Origin of the sequence: Salipaludibacillus neizhouensis (genome assembly GCF_002886185.1) — a bacterium.
GTDB lineage: Bacteria > Bacillota > Bacilli > Bacillales > Salisediminibacteriaceae > Salipaludibacillus > Salipaludibacillus neizhouensis.
Map to the genome: position 1 here is coordinate 3,332,768 of NZ_KZ614146.1, position 17,323 is coordinate 3,350,090.

Genomic DNA, 17,323 nt, shown 5'->3' on the forward strand with positions numbered 1-17,323 from the left:
CGATCTTTTCAAATGTCTACTTATTGCTCCTGAAAAACCACTCTACAACTAAATGTTATTCATCATACAACAATTACTTTTACACCAAAATAATAATCATGCTCTTATCATCATATATTCTAAGATAACTTCGTTTAAAAGGAGAATAGATGTATGAATATTAGAGCACGACGAGGTGACAGTTTTTGGTATTACAGCAGACTTTTTAATATCCCATTAAATTTGATAACTGACTCGAATCCAACAGTTGATGCTGGGTTATTACAAATAGGTCAGATTGTAAGAATCCCGGGGTATTTCGTGAACTTTTATACGATTCAGCCTGGAGATTCTCTTTGGAGGATTTCTAATCAGCTAGAAGTCAGTGTGGATACACTTTATCTGGTAAACCCCACTCTAAACCCCTACGCTCTTCAAATTGGGCAAACAATTAATGTACCCTTTAGAGTTCATCGTCCGATCGTTGAAGGAAAAAGAGCCTACGGTTATAACTCACTAGTAAATGATATCAGGCAGCTCACTGAGATCTATCCATTTTTGACTTCTCGTTCCATAGGAAATTCTGTGATGGGAAAAAATCTTATCGAACTGAGTATTGGTCGCGGTGCTAAAAAAGTACACATGAATGGCTCCTTCCACGCACACGAATGGATTACCACTCCTCTATTAATGCAGACACTAAATCAATACTTATTGGCGCTAACAAACATGCAACCTATCAGAGGTTGGGATGTATCGCCTTTTTATGAATCGGTATTTTTGTCTATCGTGCCTATGGTGAATCCAGATGGCGTAGACTTGCTAATTGAAGGATTACCGGATGAGGAACCATATCGCAGTGAAGTATTAGAAATAAATAACCAAAGTACTGACTTTTCCGGGTGGAAAGCAAACATTCGAGGGGTAGACTTGAATAATCAGTATCCGGCTTTATGGGAGGAAGAACAAGAAATATCAGACAAACCTGACCAACCTGCACCTAGAGATTTTCCGGGCCCAGCACCTTTGACAGAACCAGAATCTATAGCAATGGCAGAATTAACCGACGTCTCAGGATTTCATAGAGCGTTAGCTTTTCACACACAAGGCAGAGTAATCTATTGGGGATTTCAAGGTCTTGAGCCACCAGAGGCCGAAACAATTGTTACTGAGTTTGCCCGCGTCAGTAGCTATGAGCCCATTCAATATGTGGAAAGTTATGCGGGCTATAAAGATTGGTTTATTCAAGAATGGAGAAGACCCGGATTCACGATTGAATTAGGCGAAGGCGAAAATCCTTTGCCGATTGGCCAATTTGATGAAATTTACGAAGAAAGTCTGGGAATATTTCTCGCTAGCTTATATATGTAAAGTTTTTTAAGAAAAACGGCATAGCCGTCTTTTCTTAAATACATCGTTATCTTTCGCCACCATCATTTAAGTGTCAAGGGTGGGTTTCCCTTGACACGCGTGGCGTAAAGATAGCTGTCAACTTATAAATTCTTATCTTGTAAGAAAAACGCATAGCGACTTATTTAAAGCAAAAGAACTGCTTTCTTAACCATATATTTTAAAAAGCTCGAAGTAGCGAAGGTGGCGACTCCCTGCGGGAAAAGCAATAGCTGAAGCATTGCCCGCGGAAAGCGTCCGCCTAGAGCGGATTCGAGTCTCTCTGTTCGACGAGAATAATAATCTTAAAAAAACCAATAATTTTATAAATTTCTTGTAAAAAAGATCCCGTCAAAGTACAAATCGACTTTGACGGGATCTTACCTCTTATGTTAAATTATTATCTCTCAACCAACTGATGCGCAATATCCTTTCGATAAAAAAGCCCATTCCACTCACTTCGAGCTAACACATCATACGTCGTACTTAATGCTTCCTTCAGCGTTGGAGCCACCGTCGCTAGCAACAACACTCGTCCGCCATTCGTTTTCCAACCACCGGCATCAGAATCATTTTTTACACTTCCAGCATGAAACCATAACTGATTTGCTTTGTCGTCAACTTCAGGCAAATGAAACACTGTACCTTTTTCATAGCTACCCGGATAGCCCTCTGAAGCCAAGACAACTCCAACACAAGCTTCCTCCGCCCACTCAAGCGCTAGTTCCTCCTCATTTAAGACACTCTCTATCACATCTACCAGATCCGTCTTCAATCGAGGTAAAACAACTTGTGTTTCCGGGTCTCCAAAACGGGCATTGAATTCAATCACTTTCGGCCCTTGCTCGGTAATCATTAGACCAGCGTAAAGAATCCCTGTAAATGGAACCCCTTCTGTTACCATTGCCCCAGCCATGGGCCGTAAAATCGACATTTCAGCTTTTTTTAACCAATCACCATCTAAATGAGGAACCGGAGAATAGGCACCCATTCCGCCAGTATTAGGTCCGGTATCTCCTTCGAACGCTCGCTTATGGTCCTGTGCCGTAACCATTGGAATGACTGTATTACCATGAACAAAAGCCATAAATGATAACTCTTCCCCACGCAGGCATTCTTCAATGACCACTGATTCACCGGCATCCCCAAATGTTCGCTCACCCATCATTTGATCCAAGGCTTCTAAAGCCTCTGCTTCCGTTTCAGCGACTACTACACCTTTGCCAGCCGCTAATCCATCAGCTTTGACAACGATCGGTGCACCTACCTTTTGGATATATGCCTTCGCCTTCTCCAAATCGGTGAAAGATTCAAAAGCCGCAGTAGGAATACGATACTTTTCCATCAAATCCTTTGCGAATTGCTTGCTTCCTTCTAGTTCGGCAGCTGCTTTCGTTGGTCCAAAAGCTTTCAGACCTGCTGCTTGAAGATCATCGATTAATCCTGCAACGAGAGGGGCTTCAGGACCCACAACGGTTAACGAGACTTCTTCTGTTATTGCCAAGTCAACGAGACTCGAATGGTCAGACATATCCGCTTGAACCGACCGGCATCCTGCCAGTTCGTTTATCGCATCGCTGCCCGGAGCAACGATTACCTCTGTTACTTTCGAAGACTGGGCAAACTTCCAAACCAAAGCGTGTTCTCGCCCTCCGCTTCCAATAACTAAGATTTTCATACAGATTCCCCCCTCATGTTTGTCTTAATGTTTAAAGTGTCTTACGCCAGTGAACACCATCGTAATCCCATATTCATTCGCCATATCAATCGATTCCTGATCGCGTTTTGAACCACCTGGCTGAATGATTGCTTTTATTCCCGCTTTCGCAGCTGCTTCAACCGTATCGCTCATTGGGAAAAAGGCATCCGAAGCCATGACAGCGTCTTTTGCTCTGTCTCCTGCTTGTTCAATAGCAATCTTCGCTGCACCAACACGGTTCATCTGTCCAGCACCTACACCGATAGTCTGGTCTGCTTTTGCTAAAACAATCGCATTGGACTTCACATGTTTGACTACTTTCCAAGCCATTTTAATTTGCTCTAGCTCACTATCCGAAGGTTTTCGAGTCGTTGGAATCGTTACTTCCACGTCTTCATAGCTCAATGTATCTGTTTCCTGCACTAAAGCGCCACCTGAAACAGTGGTAATACGTTGTTCTACAGGTTGATTCGACTCAAGATCAACCGTTAATAAACGAATGTTTTTCTTCTCCGTTAATACTGCTAGCGCCTCTTCAGAAAAACTAGGAGCTATGACAATTTCAAGAAAGATTTCCTTCATTTTTAACGCTGTTTCTTTATCAACTTCTTGGTTACAAGCAATGACACCGCCAAAAATAGAGGTTGTGTCAGCTTCGTAAGCCTTGGTAAAAGCGTCAAAAATCGTCGCGCCAATTCCGACACCACAAGGGTTCATATGCTTGATTGCAGCAACTGTCGGTCCTTCAAAATCACGAATCACCGCAAGAGCTGCGTCTGCGTCGTTAATATTGTTGTAAGAGAGCTCTTTCCCATGAAGCTGAGTAGAACGAGCAATTGATGTTGGGTTACCTAATGGTCGTTCATAAAAAGCTGCTTGTTGATGAGGATTTTCTCCGTAGCGAAGCATTTGCTTGCGGTTATATGTAATCGTTAGTTTTTCGGGTGCCTCTTCGCCTACTTGTTTTGTTAAATACTCACCGATTAATGCATCATAAGCCGCGGTATGTCGAAATGCTTTCGCTGCTAGCTTACGTTTACGCTCCACTGATAATTCTCCATTAGAATCTTTTAATTCCTGTAAAACAACGTCGTAATCTTCTGCATCAACGATAATGGCCACATCGTTGTGATTTTTCGCAGCGGAACGAATCATAGACGGGCCGCCGATATCAATGTTTTCGATCGCATCGTCAAACGTAGATGCAGGGTTTTCAATGGTTGATTGGAAAGGATATAAATTTACAATAACAAAATCAATAAGACCAATTCCTTGTTCTTTTAAAGCCTCCATGTGCTCTGTGTTTTCACGCACGCCAAGAAGCCCTCCATGAATGTTTGGATGAAGTGTCTTTACACGGCCATCCATCATTTCAGGAAACCCCGTTACCTCTTCGATTCCAATAACATTCACACCTGCTTTTTCCAATTCTCTTTTTGTTCCACCAGTGGATATTACTTCTACGTCCATCTCTTCAAGTTTCTGAACAAACGAAACGATTCCTCGTTTATCTGAAACGCTCACTAATGCTCGCTTTTTCATTTATTTCACGCTCCTTTGTAATTGGCTGATCACATGCTGAAGAGTCTTTGGATATAACTCATGCTCCACTTTTTGAATCTTACCCTGGAGAACCTCTTTTGTATCTGTTTCATTTATCTTAACAGCTTCCTGCGCTATAATAGGCCCTGTATCCATTCCTTCATCGACAAGGTGAATCGTTACTCCTGATACCTTAACACCTGCATCAAATGCTTGTCCAATAGCATCTAATCCAGGAAATGAAGGTAATAAAGAAGGATGAATATTGACGATCCTTCCCCCATATGCCTCAAGAAGTGTTGGTCCAATTAAGCGCATATAACCAGCTAAAACGATGAGTTCTACCCCTTTTGCTTGAAGCTCGGCCAAAATTTCTTGCTCAAATGCTGCTTTTGAGGCAAATGTTTTTGGTGAAAAAGAGTACAATGAAACTCCCGCTTTTTCAGCCCTTTTCTCTACGAGAGCTCCTGGCTTATCACACACTAAGAGCTCGACCGAAGCATCAACAAGTTCACTTTCAACTGCTTCTAAGATTGATTGAAAGTTACTTCCACTGCCTGATGCAAACACGGCAATTTTCATAGTTTTAACGCTCCCTTGAATTGGATTCCTTCCCCTTTAACAACCTGCCCTAAATGAACAGGCGTTTCTCCTTGCTCACGAAGTGTATTTAACACACCGTCCAAATTATCTTTCTTCACAGCCATCACAAAACCGATCCCTACATTAAACGTTTCAAGAAAGTCTTCATTAGTGAGGTTTCCTTTTTCTTTTAACCAATGGAAAACAAAAGGCACTTCCCATTCACCAAGAGAAACCTCAGCCCCAAGTCCTTCCGGCAACATACGTGGGATGTTCTCGACAAAACCTCCACCAGTAATATGGGAAGCAGCCTGTATCTGATCTGTGCCAAGAAAAGGTTTTACCGCCTCTACATAAATACGCGTCGGGGTCATAAATAACTCCCCTAATGTCGTTTCAAGGTTCTCAATTTTATCATCCCAAGTAAAGCCTGCGTCCTTAACAATTTTTCGTACTAATGAAAATCCGTTACTGTGAACGCCACTAGAAGTCAATCCAATAAGAACATCGCCTTCAGAAACACGGTCCGGTCCCCAAAGTTGACTTTTTTCAGCAGCACCAACAACGAAACCTGCAACATCATATTCTTTTTCATCATATAATCCAGGCATTTCCGCCGTTTCACCACCGATTAAAGCACAATTCGATTGTCGACACCCTTCCGCAATTCCCGCAACAATTTGCTCGACTTGTTCGGGATCATTCTTTCCTAATGCTAAATAATCCAGGAAAAATAAAGGCGATGCCCCTTGAACAACAATATCGTTGACACACATCGCCACAGCATCGACACCGATCGTGTCATGCTTATTTATTTCCTGGGCAATCATCAGTTTTGTCCCCACTCCGTCGGTACCTGAAACGAGCACGGGCTCCTTCAGATTTAACTGCGACAAATCAAATAGACCACCGAAAGCACCTAGACCACCCATCACCTCTTTACGATAGGTTGACTCCACATGCTTTTTCATACGTCGAACACCTTCATATCCTGCCTCAATATTTACACCTGCGGATTCGTATGCTTTAGACATGCTTACTTTCCTCCTAGTACCTTATCGTAAGGATGATCTGTTTCCGGATAAATTTCTGTCGGGTACTGACCGGTGAAACAGGCGAGACACTGTCCACAGTTTTCCGTTGTATCGGGTCTTCCTATCCCGGTTTTTAATCCTTCAACACTTAAATAAGTGAGAGAATCTGCTCCCATTTCTTCCCGAATCTCTTCTGTTGTTTTGACAGAGGCAATTAATTCACCTTTTGTAGATGTGTCTATTCCATAAAAACAAGGATTAATAATCGGTGGCGAACTGATTCGGACATGTACCTCTTTTGCTCCTGCTTCTCGCAATAAACCGACAATTCTTCTGCTTGTTGTCCCACGTACGATCGAATCATCAATCATTACCACACGTTTTCCGGCAACTACCCCTCGAACAGCCGATAACTTCATTTTTACCCCCTGCTCTCGAAGTGCCTGAGATGGCTGGATAAATGTGCGATTAATATAACGGTTTTTAATAAGTCCTAACTCATAAGGAATTCCCGTCTCTTCAGCAAACCCGATTGCTGCAGAAATACTGGAATCTGGAACTCCTGTGACGACATCAGCTTCAATAGGGGCTTCTTTGGCAAGTTGCTTCCCAAGGTTTTTACGAGCATAATGCACATTTATTTGTTCAACATCACTGTCCGGTCGTGCAAAATATACATATTCCATCGAGCAAATTGTTCTTTTTGTTGACGGAGAAAATACGTCGATGTGAAGACCGTCGTCATCAATAGTAATTAACTCTCCTGGTTGAACTTCACGTTCAAATGTCGCACCAATAATATCAAAAGCACAGGTTTCCGAGGAAACCACATAAGCATCTCCCAATTTACCAATTGATAATGGACGAAGACCGTTGGGATCCAAAGCGACAAACATTTTATCCTCTACGAGACATACTAAGGCATATGCTCCTTTAACCATCGTAAGTGCATTTTTAAGCGAATCCTTTAAGTCAGGATAACCGCTTCGCTTCATTAAATGAGCGATGACTTCTGTATCTGAGGTAGTTTGGAAAATACTCCCTTGATACTCAAGCTGATGCTTTAATGCGGTCGCATTGACGATATTACCGTTATGAGCCAAAGCAAGACTTCCAGATTGTGAATTAAATTGCAGCGGCTGACAATTTACGAAATCACTTGCCCCTGCAGTTGTATATCTAGTATGACCAATCGCACCGGTTCCTTTTAAACGATCTAAAATATCCTGGTTAAACACGTCATTAACGAGTCCCATTCCTTTGTGAATCGAAAGCTTTTCCCGATCTGTCACGACTATTCCAGCACCTTCTTGTCCACGATGCTGAAGACTGTGTAAGCCGTAATACGTAATTTGTGCTGCATCCACATGACCCCAAATTCCAAACACGCCACATTCTTCGTTTAAGCCTTTGATTTCACCAAACATGAAATAGCACCTCTCCATGCGTCCTCAAGTTTCTGGACGCTTTCGTTTACAAGAGTTTCCCCTTGTTGATTTTTTACAAGAATTTGCTTCTCATTAGTTACAACGCCAATCTCTTTCGCTTCCGGTATTAACTTTTCGAATTTTTCCGCATTTTCCTCTGACACGGTCAGAATATACCTTGATGGAGACTCACTGAATAACTCAGCAAGAACATCTTTCCCAGCTAATGTAACTTCTGCACCGAAGTCGGTACCAAACACGCATTCAGCCAGTGCTGGAAGAAATCCACCTTCTGATAGATCGTGTGCAGATTGGACCGTACCAGCTCTTATCGCACCAAGAACTTGATCCTGACGATTTTTTTCTAGCTGCAAGTCAATGGATGGAGCCGGTCCGAAAATTTTACCTTCTGTAAACTTCTGTAATTCACTCCCGGAAAACTCAGGTTTTGCTTCTCCTAATGCATACACACGGTCACCAGCTTTTTGGAATGCCTGGCGCGTAATATGATCGAGACTTGTGATTAAACCGACCATCCCAATAACAGGAGTTGGATAAATGGCCCCTTTTGCTGTTTCATTATATAAAGAAACATTCCCTCCAATAACAGGTGTTTCCAAGTCTTTACATGCTTCACTTAATCCATCCGTAGATCGCTCCAGTTGCCAGAAAATTTCTGGTTTTTCCGGACTTCCGTAATTCAAGCAATCTGTTACTCCGAGAGGTTCTGCTCCCGAACAAACAAGATTTCTTGCTGCTTCAGCAACAGCTAACTTCCCGCCTACATACGGATCTAAATATAAATAACGGGAATTACAATCCGTCGTCATTGCTAATGCCTTGTCTGTGTCGCGGATTCGAACAACTGCCGCGTCCGATCCAGGGGCAACAACTGTACTTGTTCTTACCATATAATCATACTGGTTATATACCCACTCTTTGCTGGCAATCGTAGGCTGTTGCAGTAAATTCATTAATGTCTCAGAATAATCGGTCACATTTGGACGATAATCCTTTTGCTTCTGAAACTCCTGGTAATAGCTTGGTTCCTTGGATGGCTGATGGTAAACAGGTGCTTCCTCTGCTAGCGCATCAACCGGTACGTCTGCTACAACGTTTCCGTTATGCAAAAGTCTAAGACGATGGTCATCCGTTACTCGACCAACTACATTTGCCATTAAGCCCCATTTTTCAAAAAGGGTAATAAATTCTTGTTCACTGCCATCTTCCACTACAAGAAGCATCCGTTCTTGAGATTCTGATAACATCATTTCATAGGCTGTCATTGCTTTTTCACGTTGAGGTACGTTATCTAAATTCATCTCAATACCTGATCCAGCCTTGCTTGCCATTTCAGCCGATGATGAGGCTAACCCGGCTGCTCCCATGTCTTGAATACCGACTAATTTAGGGTGTTTTGTTGCTTCAAGACAAGCTTCTACCAATAATTTCTCCATAAATGGATCTCCAACTTGAACCGCCGGTCGTTTTGCTTCCGATTCTGCACTTAACTCTTCGGACGCAAAAGTTGCACCGTGAATACCGTCTCTACCAGTACTGGCACCAACATATAACACCGGATTTCCGACACCTTTTGCTTGCCCCTTTTGGATATCTTTATGATTAATTAAACCGACGCACATAGCATTAACAAGCGGATTCCCCTCATAACAAGGATCGAATTGAATTTCTCCGCCAACTGTTGGAATTCCGATACAGTTACCGTATCCGGCAATTCCAGACACGACACCTTCAAAAATATATTTCACTCTAGGATTCTTTAATTCACCGAAACGCAGCGAGTTAAGTAACGCTACAGGACGAGCCCCCATGGAGAAAATGTCACGGATAATTCCGCCAACTCCAGTGGCAGCTCCTTCATACGGTTCAATTGCGGAAGGATGATTATGACTTTCTATTTTAAAAACAACGGCCTGTTCATCACCAATATCAATGATTCCAGCACCTTCACCGGGTCCTTGCAGTACCTTTTCACCGGTAGTCGGGAATTTACTTAAGAGAACTTTCGAATTTTTATAGCTGCAGTGTTCAGACCACATAACAGAAAATAGTCCTAATTCCGTATAGTTAGGCAATCTCCCTAGAATATCCTCCACCATTTGGAATTCTTTATCGCTTACGCCCATTTCCTGATAAACTTTCTGTTCTTTAATCATCGCAGGCGATGGTTCATGAAGTAGTTGCATGCTGTTCCCTCCAATGCTTTACGATTGATTTAAAAAGCTTTAATCCGTCTTCTGAACCTAACAAGCTGTCTACTGCTCGCTCGGGGTGAGGCATCATCCCAAGAACGTTGCCTTTTTCATTGGTAATACCCGCGATATCATTTATCGAGCCGTTCAATTCGCTCTCGTAAGTAAACACAATCTGGTTGTTCTTTTCCAAAGAAGCAAGTGTTTCTTGATCACAATAATAATTTCCATCACCATGGGCAACAGGGATAGTGATCACAGAACCTTCTTCATATGCCATCGAAAACATTGTTTCGCTATTTTTCACCTTGAGTGCTACAGGCTTGCAAATAAATTTCAATTTAGCATTTTTACGCATTGCACCTGGAAGTAAACCTGCTTCTAGCAGAACTTGAAATCCATTACAAACACCTAAAACCGGTTTTCCTGCAGTTGCTGCTTCTTCCACCGCTTTCATGATTGGCGAAAATCGGGCAATGGCTCCTGAGCGAAGGTAATCCCCATAGGAGAAACCGCCGGGAAGGAGAATGGCATCAAATCGGTCTAAGCTTGTCTCATCGTGCCACACATAAGAGACATCTTCGCCAAGTTCATCCTTAATTGCATGAAACATATCTAAATCACAGTTGGAGCCCGGAAAGACAATGACCGCAAACTTCATGAGGAGACAACCTCCTCTATTTCATAGCGATAATCCTCAATAACCGGGTTAGCAAGAAGCTTGTTACACATTTCTTTCACTTGGTCATCAATACTATCCTTGGTTGCTTCGATACGAAGATTCATAATTTTCCCGATGCGAACACCTTCCACCGTATCAAAACCTAGCTGGTGCAAAGAATTTTGAACAGCTGATCCTTGAGGATCTAAAACACCCTCTTTTAATGTAACAGTTACCTTCACTTCAAAAATCATCATGATTTTCCTCCTAAACGAGCTAAAATAGTTTCATAACCTTCCTGCAAGTTTCCTTGCCCAAAACGGAACAAATCCTTATCAAATGAATCTCCTGTTTTAGAATCCCATAATCGGCATGTATCAGGTGAAATTTCGTCTGCTAACAATACTTTGCCTGAAATATCTCTTCCAAACTCTAATTTAAAGTCCACTAAGTCTACATCAATTTTTTTAAATAACTCTATTAAATGTTCATTGACTTCTAGTGCTTTCTCTTTCAAAGAAGCGACCTCATCTTCTGTAGCAAGTCCCATCACACGAATATGCTCCTCATTCATTAGCGGATCTCCCAGCTCATCGTCTTTATAATAAAACTCGACAATCGGCTGATCGAAACGTTGTCCACGTGTAAGCCCCAGACGTTTTACAAGACTACCAGCTGCAATGTTACGAACGACAACCTCGATCGGAATAATTGTCACTTTACGAATCAACTGCTCTGTTTCCGAGAGACGCTCGATAAAATGACTCTTGATACCTTCTCTCGCCAGCAAAGAAAAAATAACGGAGCTGATCTCATTATTCAGACGTCCCTTACCTGTTAAAACATCCTTCTTAACACCATTAAATGCTGTGGCGTCATCCTTGTACTCCACCCATAGAACCTCAGGCTTATCCGTTTCATAAATCCGCTTCGCTTTTCCTTCGTACAAACAGCCTCGCTTTTCCAATTGAAGGTCGCCTCCTGCCGTGTATTTTCGAAATATTGGTACTATTGAAATTATGACAGAGGAGGGTTTTTACACCCTTCCTCTCTTATTTAACGAGTCCTAATCTGTCAAAAATCGTATCTACATGCTTTAAATGGTGATGATAATCAAAGCAATCATCTAATTCCTCTGATGAGAGATGAGCCGTAATCTGCTCGTCTGCATCAACCAGTTCGCGGAATTGAACCGCAGTTTCCCATGCTTCCATTGCTTTAGGCTGCACAATGTCATAAGCTTCTTCACGAGCTAGTCCTTTATCAATTAGTGATAAAAGCACTCGTTGAGAATATATTAATCCGTAAGTTGCTGTCATATTACGCTTCATATTTTCCGGGAAAACCGTTAAGTTTTTAACAATATTGCCGAATCGATTCAACATGTAATTCAAAGCAATCGTTGCGTCTGGCAAGATCACTCGCTCCGCCGAGGAATGAGTAATATCTCTTTCGTGCCACAGTGCCACATTTTCATAAGCAGTCATTACATGTCCTCTTAGCACACGAGCCAGTCCAGTCATATTTTCAGAGCCGATTGGATTACGTTTATGCGGCATAGCCGAAGATCCTTTTTGCCCTTTAGAGAAGAATTCTTCTACTTCTCTAACTTCACTCTTTTGTAAATTACGAATTTCTACTGCCATTTTTTCAATGGAAGATCCTATAAGAGCAATCGTTGCAATATACTGTGCGTGGCGATCACGTTGCAAAGTTTGAGTGGAAATACGAGAAGCTTCTAATCCTAATCCCTCACAAACGTATTTTTCAACGGATGGATCAATGTTCGCATATGTTCCTACAGCACCTGACAGTTTACCAACACGAACCATTTCGCTCGCCTGACGAAAACGCTCCAGGTTCCGTTTCATTTCTTCATACCAAAGCGCCAACTTCAATCCAAACGTGGTTGGTTCAGCATGTACACCATGTGTACGCCCCATCATTACCGTCATCTTGTGTTCGATCGCTTTGTTTTTCAAGATTTCTATAAAATTCAAAATATCTCGTTCAATAATGTCATTTGCTTGCTTTAATAAATAAGATAACGCTGTGTCTACAACATCTGTTGAAGTTAATCCATAATGAACCCATTTTCTTTCGTCTCCAAGCGTTTCTGAAACTGCACGAGTAAATGCAACGACATCGTGACGAGTTTCTGCTTCGATCTCGAAGATCCGTTCTACGTCAAAAGACGCACTTTCACGGATTTTTGCAACATCCGCTTTAGGGATATCTCCAAGCTCAGCCCACGCTTCACACGCGAGAATTTCTACTTCCAGCCAAGCTTGAAATCGGTTATTATCTGTCCAAATTGCACTCATTTCTGGGCGTGAATAGCGTTCAATCATTCCTCGGTTCCTCCTATTGTTTCTTCTGTATCTTCTGTTTCTTCCTCCTGTTTCCATATGGAAGATTCATCAATTGCCTCAAGTGTTTTTTCTAAATCATCTGTTAAAAATGTGATGTGACCCATTTTCCTTCCAGTTCGCGCTTCTTTTTTACCATACATATGCAAGTGATTTTCAGGTAAATTTTCAAGGTTTTCTATGACACCATCTACGTGTTCGCCTAAAATATTCACCATAATACTTGGTTTCAAAAGCGTAGTCTTCCCTAATGGCCAGCCGCAAATTGCTCTTATGTGCTGTTCGAACTGTGACGTTTCACATGAGTTAATCGAATAATGACCAGAATTATGAGGTCTTGGCGCTAGCTCATTCACATAAATTCTTTCGTCGTCATCGACAAACATCTCGACAGCCAATGTACCAATCAAATCGAATGATTCAGCTAATTGTGTGGCTATCTCTATTGCCTGTTTTTCTACATCGGGCGAAATACGCGCAGGAACAATAGATTGATGTAATGCATTTTTGACGTGTATGTTTTCGGCAACAGGAAATGTCGTCATTTCTCCATTCACACTTCTTGTCACTATCACCGAAATTTCATGCTCAAATGGGACCCAAGCTTCTAAAATAAAAGGCCCGCTTCCTTCCATTTCTGACCAGGCCGCTGGTAATTCATTATTTGAACGAATGATCCGTTGACCTTTGCCATCATATCCTCCGCGTGTCGTTTTCAACACAGCAGGCAAGCCCAAAGCTTCTCTTGCTTGCTGAAGTTCACTCGCTGTTTCCAAAGCACGATAACGAACGACTGGAATGTTAAATGATTTTATGGCTTTTTTTTCATGAATTCTGTCCTGCGTGATTGATAAAAGGTTACTTCCTTGAGGTAAATACATATTCTCTTCTAGCCATTTCGCTGTTTCTGAGTCAATATTTTCAAATTCATACGTAAGAACATCGCAAATTTCAGCAAGCTTCTCAGCGGCAGCCAAATCATCATACTTTCCAATGATTTGTTCGTCTGCGACTTGTCCACACGGAGAGTCAGGGGTAGGATCAAGAACCGCCACTCGATAGCCCATCTCCCGAGCTGAAAGAGCCATCATTCTTCCGAGTTGTCCCCCACCTAGAATCCCAATTGTTTTCCCTGGTTCAATCCATTTATTTCTCATGATAACGCTCCTTCTTGCAAAACTTCGTCACGTTTTTTCTCACGCCGTTTTTCTAATCTATCTCTGATTTCTTCATCATGAACAGAGAGCTGTTGAGCAGCTAAAAGTGCAGCGTTTATCGCACCTGCTTTTCCAATAGCAACGGTTGCCACTGGCACTCCAGCAGGCATCTGCACAATCGAAAGCAAGGAGTCCATTCCATTCAATGCTTTTGTTTGTACAGGAACTCCAATAACCGGAATCGTTGTTTTCGCTGCTACCATTCCTGGCAAGTGGGCTGCCCCGCCTGCACCAGCGATGATGACTTCAAGTCCTCTTCCGCGAGCAGTTTCTGCATACTCAAACATAAGATCCGGGGTTCGGTGAGCGGAGACAACTTTTGTCTCAAACGGAACACCTAGTTCTTTTAAGGTTTCCACCGTATTTTCCATCGTTGTCCAATCCGATGTCGAACCCATAATTACTCCAACTTTAACTGTCATACAATATTGACCTCCTCGATTTTTAACTACTAACCAGTATTCCTTATTCAATTATAAAGTATTTGTCACATTTGTGGCGCCAAAGAGAGAAATTGTCCCCTTAAGATGTCAGGATAATAAAAAAACGCATCTTATCATCCAAACAAAGAGGGACAATAAGACACGTTGGATATTGCGCAATGGTAGAAAATCGCACAATAAATTTGAGCGATACAAAAGCAAGCCAGGTTTTCCGAAAGCATAAAATAACTTCCTTCCAACACCCGCCTTGTATCGCGTAAATTTGTGTCCATCTCCCTCATAGTCCACTGATTAAGGTCAGTAGGTAGAAACTTCTGGGCCGAATTCCCAATATTATATGAGGTAACGTATTTTTTTCTTACCCTAATCATAACAATTACTCGTATACCTCGTCAACATCGAATCGAACATTTTATTGTTTTTTGTATTTATTGTTCGGATTTCGTCGATTCGTAAGAGGTTTTTACCAACAGAGTCCCTAAAACAAAGGCAATATTACCAGTATTTGGACTTTACAGTCACTGAAAATAGTATTCTATAAAATGCTGTCTTCTAATCATTGAAAGAATTAATTCTTATAAAGGTACGAAAGTAAAAAAATATAAAGATATATACATTGAAACAAAAAAGACTATTTATACGTATATACTAATACTAGATTAAGAGAGAATCTTATACGGAAGGTGATGTTATGGAAATACTCTGTGTTGATTTACATCATGCCGGCTACTCCGACAACAAAAAAACGATTAAAAATATTCACTTCCAATTGCAACAAGGTGAATTAGTCGGATTAATCGGACCAAATGGAGCAGGAAAAAGTACAATTATTAAAACTATTTTAGGGCTTCTTGAAGAAGTTGATGGAGAAATTAACATCGCCGGCAATAATCGCTATGCGTATATACCTGAGCACCCCGTTTATTATGAAGAGTTCACGTTATGGGAACATATCGAACTGGCAAAAGCCGTTAATAACATAGAAGACGCTAATTTTTATCAACGTGCCGAACAATTAATTAGCCTTTTTAGATTGGAACATGTTAAGCATCACTTTCCTGGTTCTTTTTCAAAAGGAATGCAGCAGAAATTGATGATCATAGTTGCTATCTTAATTAAACCAACCCTCTATATTGTTGATGAACCATTCATCGGCTTGGATCCAAAAGCCATCAAAGACTTTTTATCCATTATAGATGAGGAACGTCAGCGAGGTGCAGCTATCCTTATGTCTACTCATGTGCTAGATACGGCAGAAAAAATTTGTGATCGCTTTTTATTAGTCAATCAAGGAGAACTAATCGCGGCTGGGACACTTGATGAAGTACGAGCAGTTAGTGTACCTGAAGCCTCTTTAATGGATTGTTTTTACTATTTTATGGAGAATGAAAAGCGATGACTCCAAAACAGTTATTTCAACAACGTCTAAAAAGAGAGTGGAACTACCATTATGAAGTATGGAAATCAGCTGTAGATTGGATAATCGCTTTATATTTCATAGTACCGTTCGTTATTTTTATATGCTACCAGTACTACTCGATCTGGACCGATCAAGCACCCTGGATAGAAGCTTTCCCTCTTCAATATACACGGTATATTTTCTTTTACATATGTTTAATAGGTTCCGTCCGATTGTTTATTAAAGAAGGCGATCTACTATTTCTCAGGCAGGAAAAACAGTGGGTTCAAGCTCTTATGAGGCACGGAATGATCTACTCCATGATCTTTTCGATAGGACTTATCTTGATTCTAGCTGCTGCACTATATCCTCTCTGGAGGACATACGATGATACGAGTTTAAGCACCGTTTTCACATTTACTGTCTTCACTTCATTATTTAGAATTAATATTCAATTCATCCGACAACTCTTTTCTATCTGGTTTAAACGGTGGCGATTATATTTTATCAACATGGCTTCGCTCATTACATTTTTCGTTGTTTTTCAGCTGTTTTTGATCAGTCCTTATTTCGTACAATGGTTTTTAATTATTATAAACGGAGTTGCTGCACGATTTTTATTCAATGTTCGTCTAAATTTGACGTGGAGCTTTCAAGCTGATTGCTTGAGAGAAGGACAACGCCAATTAGTACTAGCAACTTCCTTCATTAAAGCTAGCGGATATAGGGTCGAGAAAAATTTTCGCGCAAACAAAGAACCGTTCATTCTCTTCTCCGAGTCTGCTCAAGTATTCAAAAATAGAACGAATTCAAATATCATTACGGAAACCTTCATTAAATTTGTGATTCGAAATAAGTCGAAATTACTTACACTCTTTCAGCTTGTTGTTTGCTTTGTCGTTGGTATCGTCGTTGCACCATTTTGGATCAAGTGGATTGTGTTACTTCTTTCTACCTTTAGTATCATTCATTTCATCCGCGGAAGTTGGGATGAAATGAAAAACCATTTGTACTTTAAACTTTATCCCAATCCCGGACATGAAGAAACGAGTTATGCTGTTAAAAAAGCAACCTTCATTCTAACACTTCCAATTTGCTTCTTATTTGGTTTTTTTACAGGCTGGTCCGCTTTTTTTCCCTTTGTATGGGCAGGGTTTCTCGTCGCAGTGATTGCTACGACACTCATGTATTTTTATGTTAAGAAGGAACTGATGGTATAAGAAAAGCTGCATTGCAGTCTAAAAAACTTTTAAACTGTTATTGTTTCTCGTAAGTGGATTGAAAGAACGAATAAACACCAACCATGTAGAAAGGTTGTCCACGTTGACTTTCTTTTTTTTGATTAAGTAACTCGAAGTAGCGAAGGCGG

Annotated in this window: 15 protein-coding genes and 1 riboswitch; of the genes, 3 read left to right on the top strand and 12 right to left on the bottom strand. The window is 41.2% G+C overall.

The window, feature by feature from the left end:
- Positions 1–153 precede the first annotated feature (153 nt).
- Entirely contained in the window at positions 154–1,350 is a 1,197-nt protein-coding gene (locus CEF18_RS15665) for a M14 family metallopeptidase (RefSeq protein ID WP_110937324.1), read from the top strand.
- 418 nt (positions 1,351–1,768) lie between these two features.
- Here the strand turns inward: CEF18_RS15665 and purD are convergent, their stop codons facing one another.
- The 12 genes from purD to purE form a co-directional block, all read right to left on the bottom strand.
- Positions 1,769–3,046: a phosphoribosylamine--glycine ligase gene (gene purD, locus CEF18_RS15670; protein ID WP_110937325.1), complete on the bottom strand. Its 1,278-nt coding sequence runs from the start codon at positions 3,044–3,046 to the stop codon at positions 1,769–1,771.
- Between the two features lie 24 nt (positions 3,047–3,070).
- Positions 3,071–4,609, bottom strand: coding sequence for a bifunctional phosphoribosylaminoimidazolecarboxamide formyltransferase/IMP cyclohydrolase (gene purH / locus CEF18_RS15675; protein WP_110937326.1), 1,539 nt, complete (start codon positions 4,607–4,609; stop codon positions 3,071–3,073).
- Entirely contained in the window at positions 4,610–5,191 is a 582-nt protein-coding gene (purN, locus tag CEF18_RS15680; RefSeq protein ID WP_110937327.1) for a phosphoribosylglycinamide formyltransferase, read from the bottom strand. It lies immediately after the preceding gene.
- Entirely contained in the window at positions 5,188–6,225 is a 1,038-nt protein-coding gene (gene purM, locus CEF18_RS15685; RefSeq protein ID WP_110937328.1) for a phosphoribosylformylglycinamidine cyclo-ligase, read from the bottom strand. Before purM ends, purN begins: the two co-directional genes overlap by 4 nt.
- Before the next feature lie 2 nt (positions 6,226–6,227).
- Positions 6,228–7,652 carry an amidophosphoribosyltransferase gene (gene purF, locus CEF18_RS15690; RefSeq protein ID WP_110937329.1) on the bottom strand — a complete coding sequence of 475 codons (1,425 nt, stop codon included), beginning with the start codon at positions 7,650–7,652 and terminating at the stop codon, positions 6,228–6,230.
- The gene (gene purL / locus CEF18_RS15695; protein WP_110937330.1) at positions 7,628–9,859 is read right to left on the bottom strand and encodes a phosphoribosylformylglycinamidine synthase subunit PurL; all 2,232 of its coding nucleotides are present in this window, start codon (positions 9,857–9,859) and stop codon (positions 7,628–7,630) included. Before purL ends, purF begins: the two co-directional genes overlap by 25 nt.
- A complete protein-coding gene (gene purQ / locus CEF18_RS15700; RefSeq protein ID WP_110937331.1) occupies positions 9,843–10,526 on the bottom strand; it encodes a phosphoribosylformylglycinamidine synthase subunit PurQ in 684 nt (227 codons plus the stop codon). Before purQ ends, purL begins: the two co-directional genes overlap by 17 nt.
- Positions 10,523–10,777: a phosphoribosylformylglycinamidine synthase subunit PurS gene (purS, locus tag CEF18_RS15705; RefSeq protein WP_110937728.1), complete on the bottom strand. Its 255-nt coding sequence runs from the start codon at positions 10,775–10,777 to the stop codon at positions 10,523–10,525. The genes purQ and purS overlap by 4 nt, the downstream gene beginning before the upstream one ends.
- Before the next feature lie 2 nt (positions 10,778–10,779).
- Positions 10,780–11,493 (bottom strand): phosphoribosylaminoimidazolesuccinocarboxamide synthase, encoded by a 714-nt coding sequence (purC, locus tag CEF18_RS15710; RefSeq protein WP_110937332.1) that lies wholly within the window; start codon positions 11,491–11,493, stop codon positions 10,780–10,782.
- Between the two features lie 85 nt (positions 11,494–11,578).
- Positions 11,579–12,877 carry an adenylosuccinate lyase gene (purB, locus tag CEF18_RS15715; protein ID WP_110937333.1) on the bottom strand — a complete coding sequence of 433 codons (1,299 nt, stop codon included), beginning with the start codon at positions 12,875–12,877 and terminating at the stop codon, positions 11,579–11,581.
- Positions 12,874–14,052, bottom strand: a complete 1,179-nt coding sequence (purK, locus tag CEF18_RS15720; RefSeq protein WP_110937334.1) for a 5-(carboxyamino)imidazole ribonucleotide synthase — start codon at positions 14,050–14,052, stop codon at positions 12,874–12,876. Before purK ends, purB begins: the two co-directional genes overlap by 4 nt.
- Complete coding sequence (gene purE / locus CEF18_RS15725) at positions 14,049–14,534, bottom strand: 5-(carboxyamino)imidazole ribonucleotide mutase (RefSeq protein ID WP_110937335.1); 486 nt, start codon at positions 14,532–14,534, stop codon at positions 14,049–14,051. Before purE ends, purK begins: the two co-directional genes overlap by 4 nt.
- Before the next feature lie 281 nt (positions 14,535–14,815).
- A riboswitch (purine riboswitch) is annotated at positions 14,816–14,916 on the bottom strand.
- Positions 14,917–15,246: 330 nt separating this feature from the next.
- Here purE and CEF18_RS15730 point away from each other — a divergent pair.
- Both CEF18_RS15730 and CEF18_RS15735 read left to right on the top strand, forming a co-directional pair.
- Positions 15,247–15,954: an ABC transporter ATP-binding protein gene (locus CEF18_RS15730; protein WP_110937336.1), complete on the top strand. Its 708-nt coding sequence runs from the start codon at positions 15,247–15,249 to the stop codon at positions 15,952–15,954.
- Entirely contained in the window at positions 15,951–17,174 is a 1,224-nt protein-coding gene (locus CEF18_RS15735; RefSeq protein WP_110937337.1) for an ABC transporter permease, read from the top strand. Before CEF18_RS15730 ends, CEF18_RS15735 begins: the two co-directional genes overlap by 4 nt.
- The last annotated feature ends 149 nt before the right edge of the window (positions 17,175–17,323 follow it).

Bases quoted from the DNA above. Each gene is read 5' to 3' on its own strand.
- purH (WP_110937326.1), bottom strand. From the start codon at position 4,609: ATGAAAAAGCGAGCATTAGTGAGCGTTTCAGATAAACGAGGAATCGTT.
- purF (WP_110937329.1), bottom strand. From the start codon at position 7,652: ATGTTTGGTGAAATCAAAGGCTTAAACGAAGAATGTGGCGTGTTTGGA.
- CEF18_RS15665 (WP_110937324.1), top strand. From the start codon at position 154: ATGAATATTAGAGCACGACGAGGTGACAGTTTTTGGTATTACAGCAGA.
- CEF18_RS15730 (WP_110937336.1), top strand. From the start codon at position 15,247: ATGGAAATACTCTGTGTTGATTTACATCATGCCGGCTACTCCGACAAC.
- purB (WP_110937333.1), bottom strand. From the start codon at position 12,877: ATGATTGAACGCTATTCACGCCCAGAAATGAGTGCAATTTGGACAGAT.
- purL (WP_110937330.1), bottom strand. From the start codon at position 9,859: ATGCAACTACTTCATGAACCATCGCCTGCGATGATTAAAGAACAGAAA.
- purE (WP_110937335.1), bottom strand. From the start codon at position 14,534: ATGACAGTTAAAGTTGGAGTAATTATGGGTTCGACATCGGATTGGACA.
- purK (WP_110937334.1), bottom strand. From the start codon at position 14,052: ATGAGAAATAAATGGATTGAACCAGGGAAAACAATTGGGATTCTAGGT.
- purD (WP_110937325.1), bottom strand. From the start codon at position 3,046: ATGAAAATCTTAGTTATTGGAAGCGGAGGGCGAGAACACGCTTTGGTT.
- purN (WP_110937327.1), bottom strand. From the start codon at position 5,191: ATGAAAATTGCCGTGTTTGCATCAGGCAGTGGAAGTAACTTTCAATCA.
- purM (WP_110937328.1), bottom strand. From the start codon at position 6,225: ATGTCTAAAGCATACGAATCCGCAGGTGTAAATATTGAGGCAGGATAT.
- CEF18_RS15735 (WP_110937337.1), top strand. From the start codon at position 15,951: ATGACTCCAAAACAGTTATTTCAACAACGTCTAAAAAGAGAGTGGAAC.
- purQ (WP_110937331.1), bottom strand. From the start codon at position 10,526: ATGAAGTTTGCGGTCATTGTCTTTCCGGGCTCCAACTGTGATTTAGAT.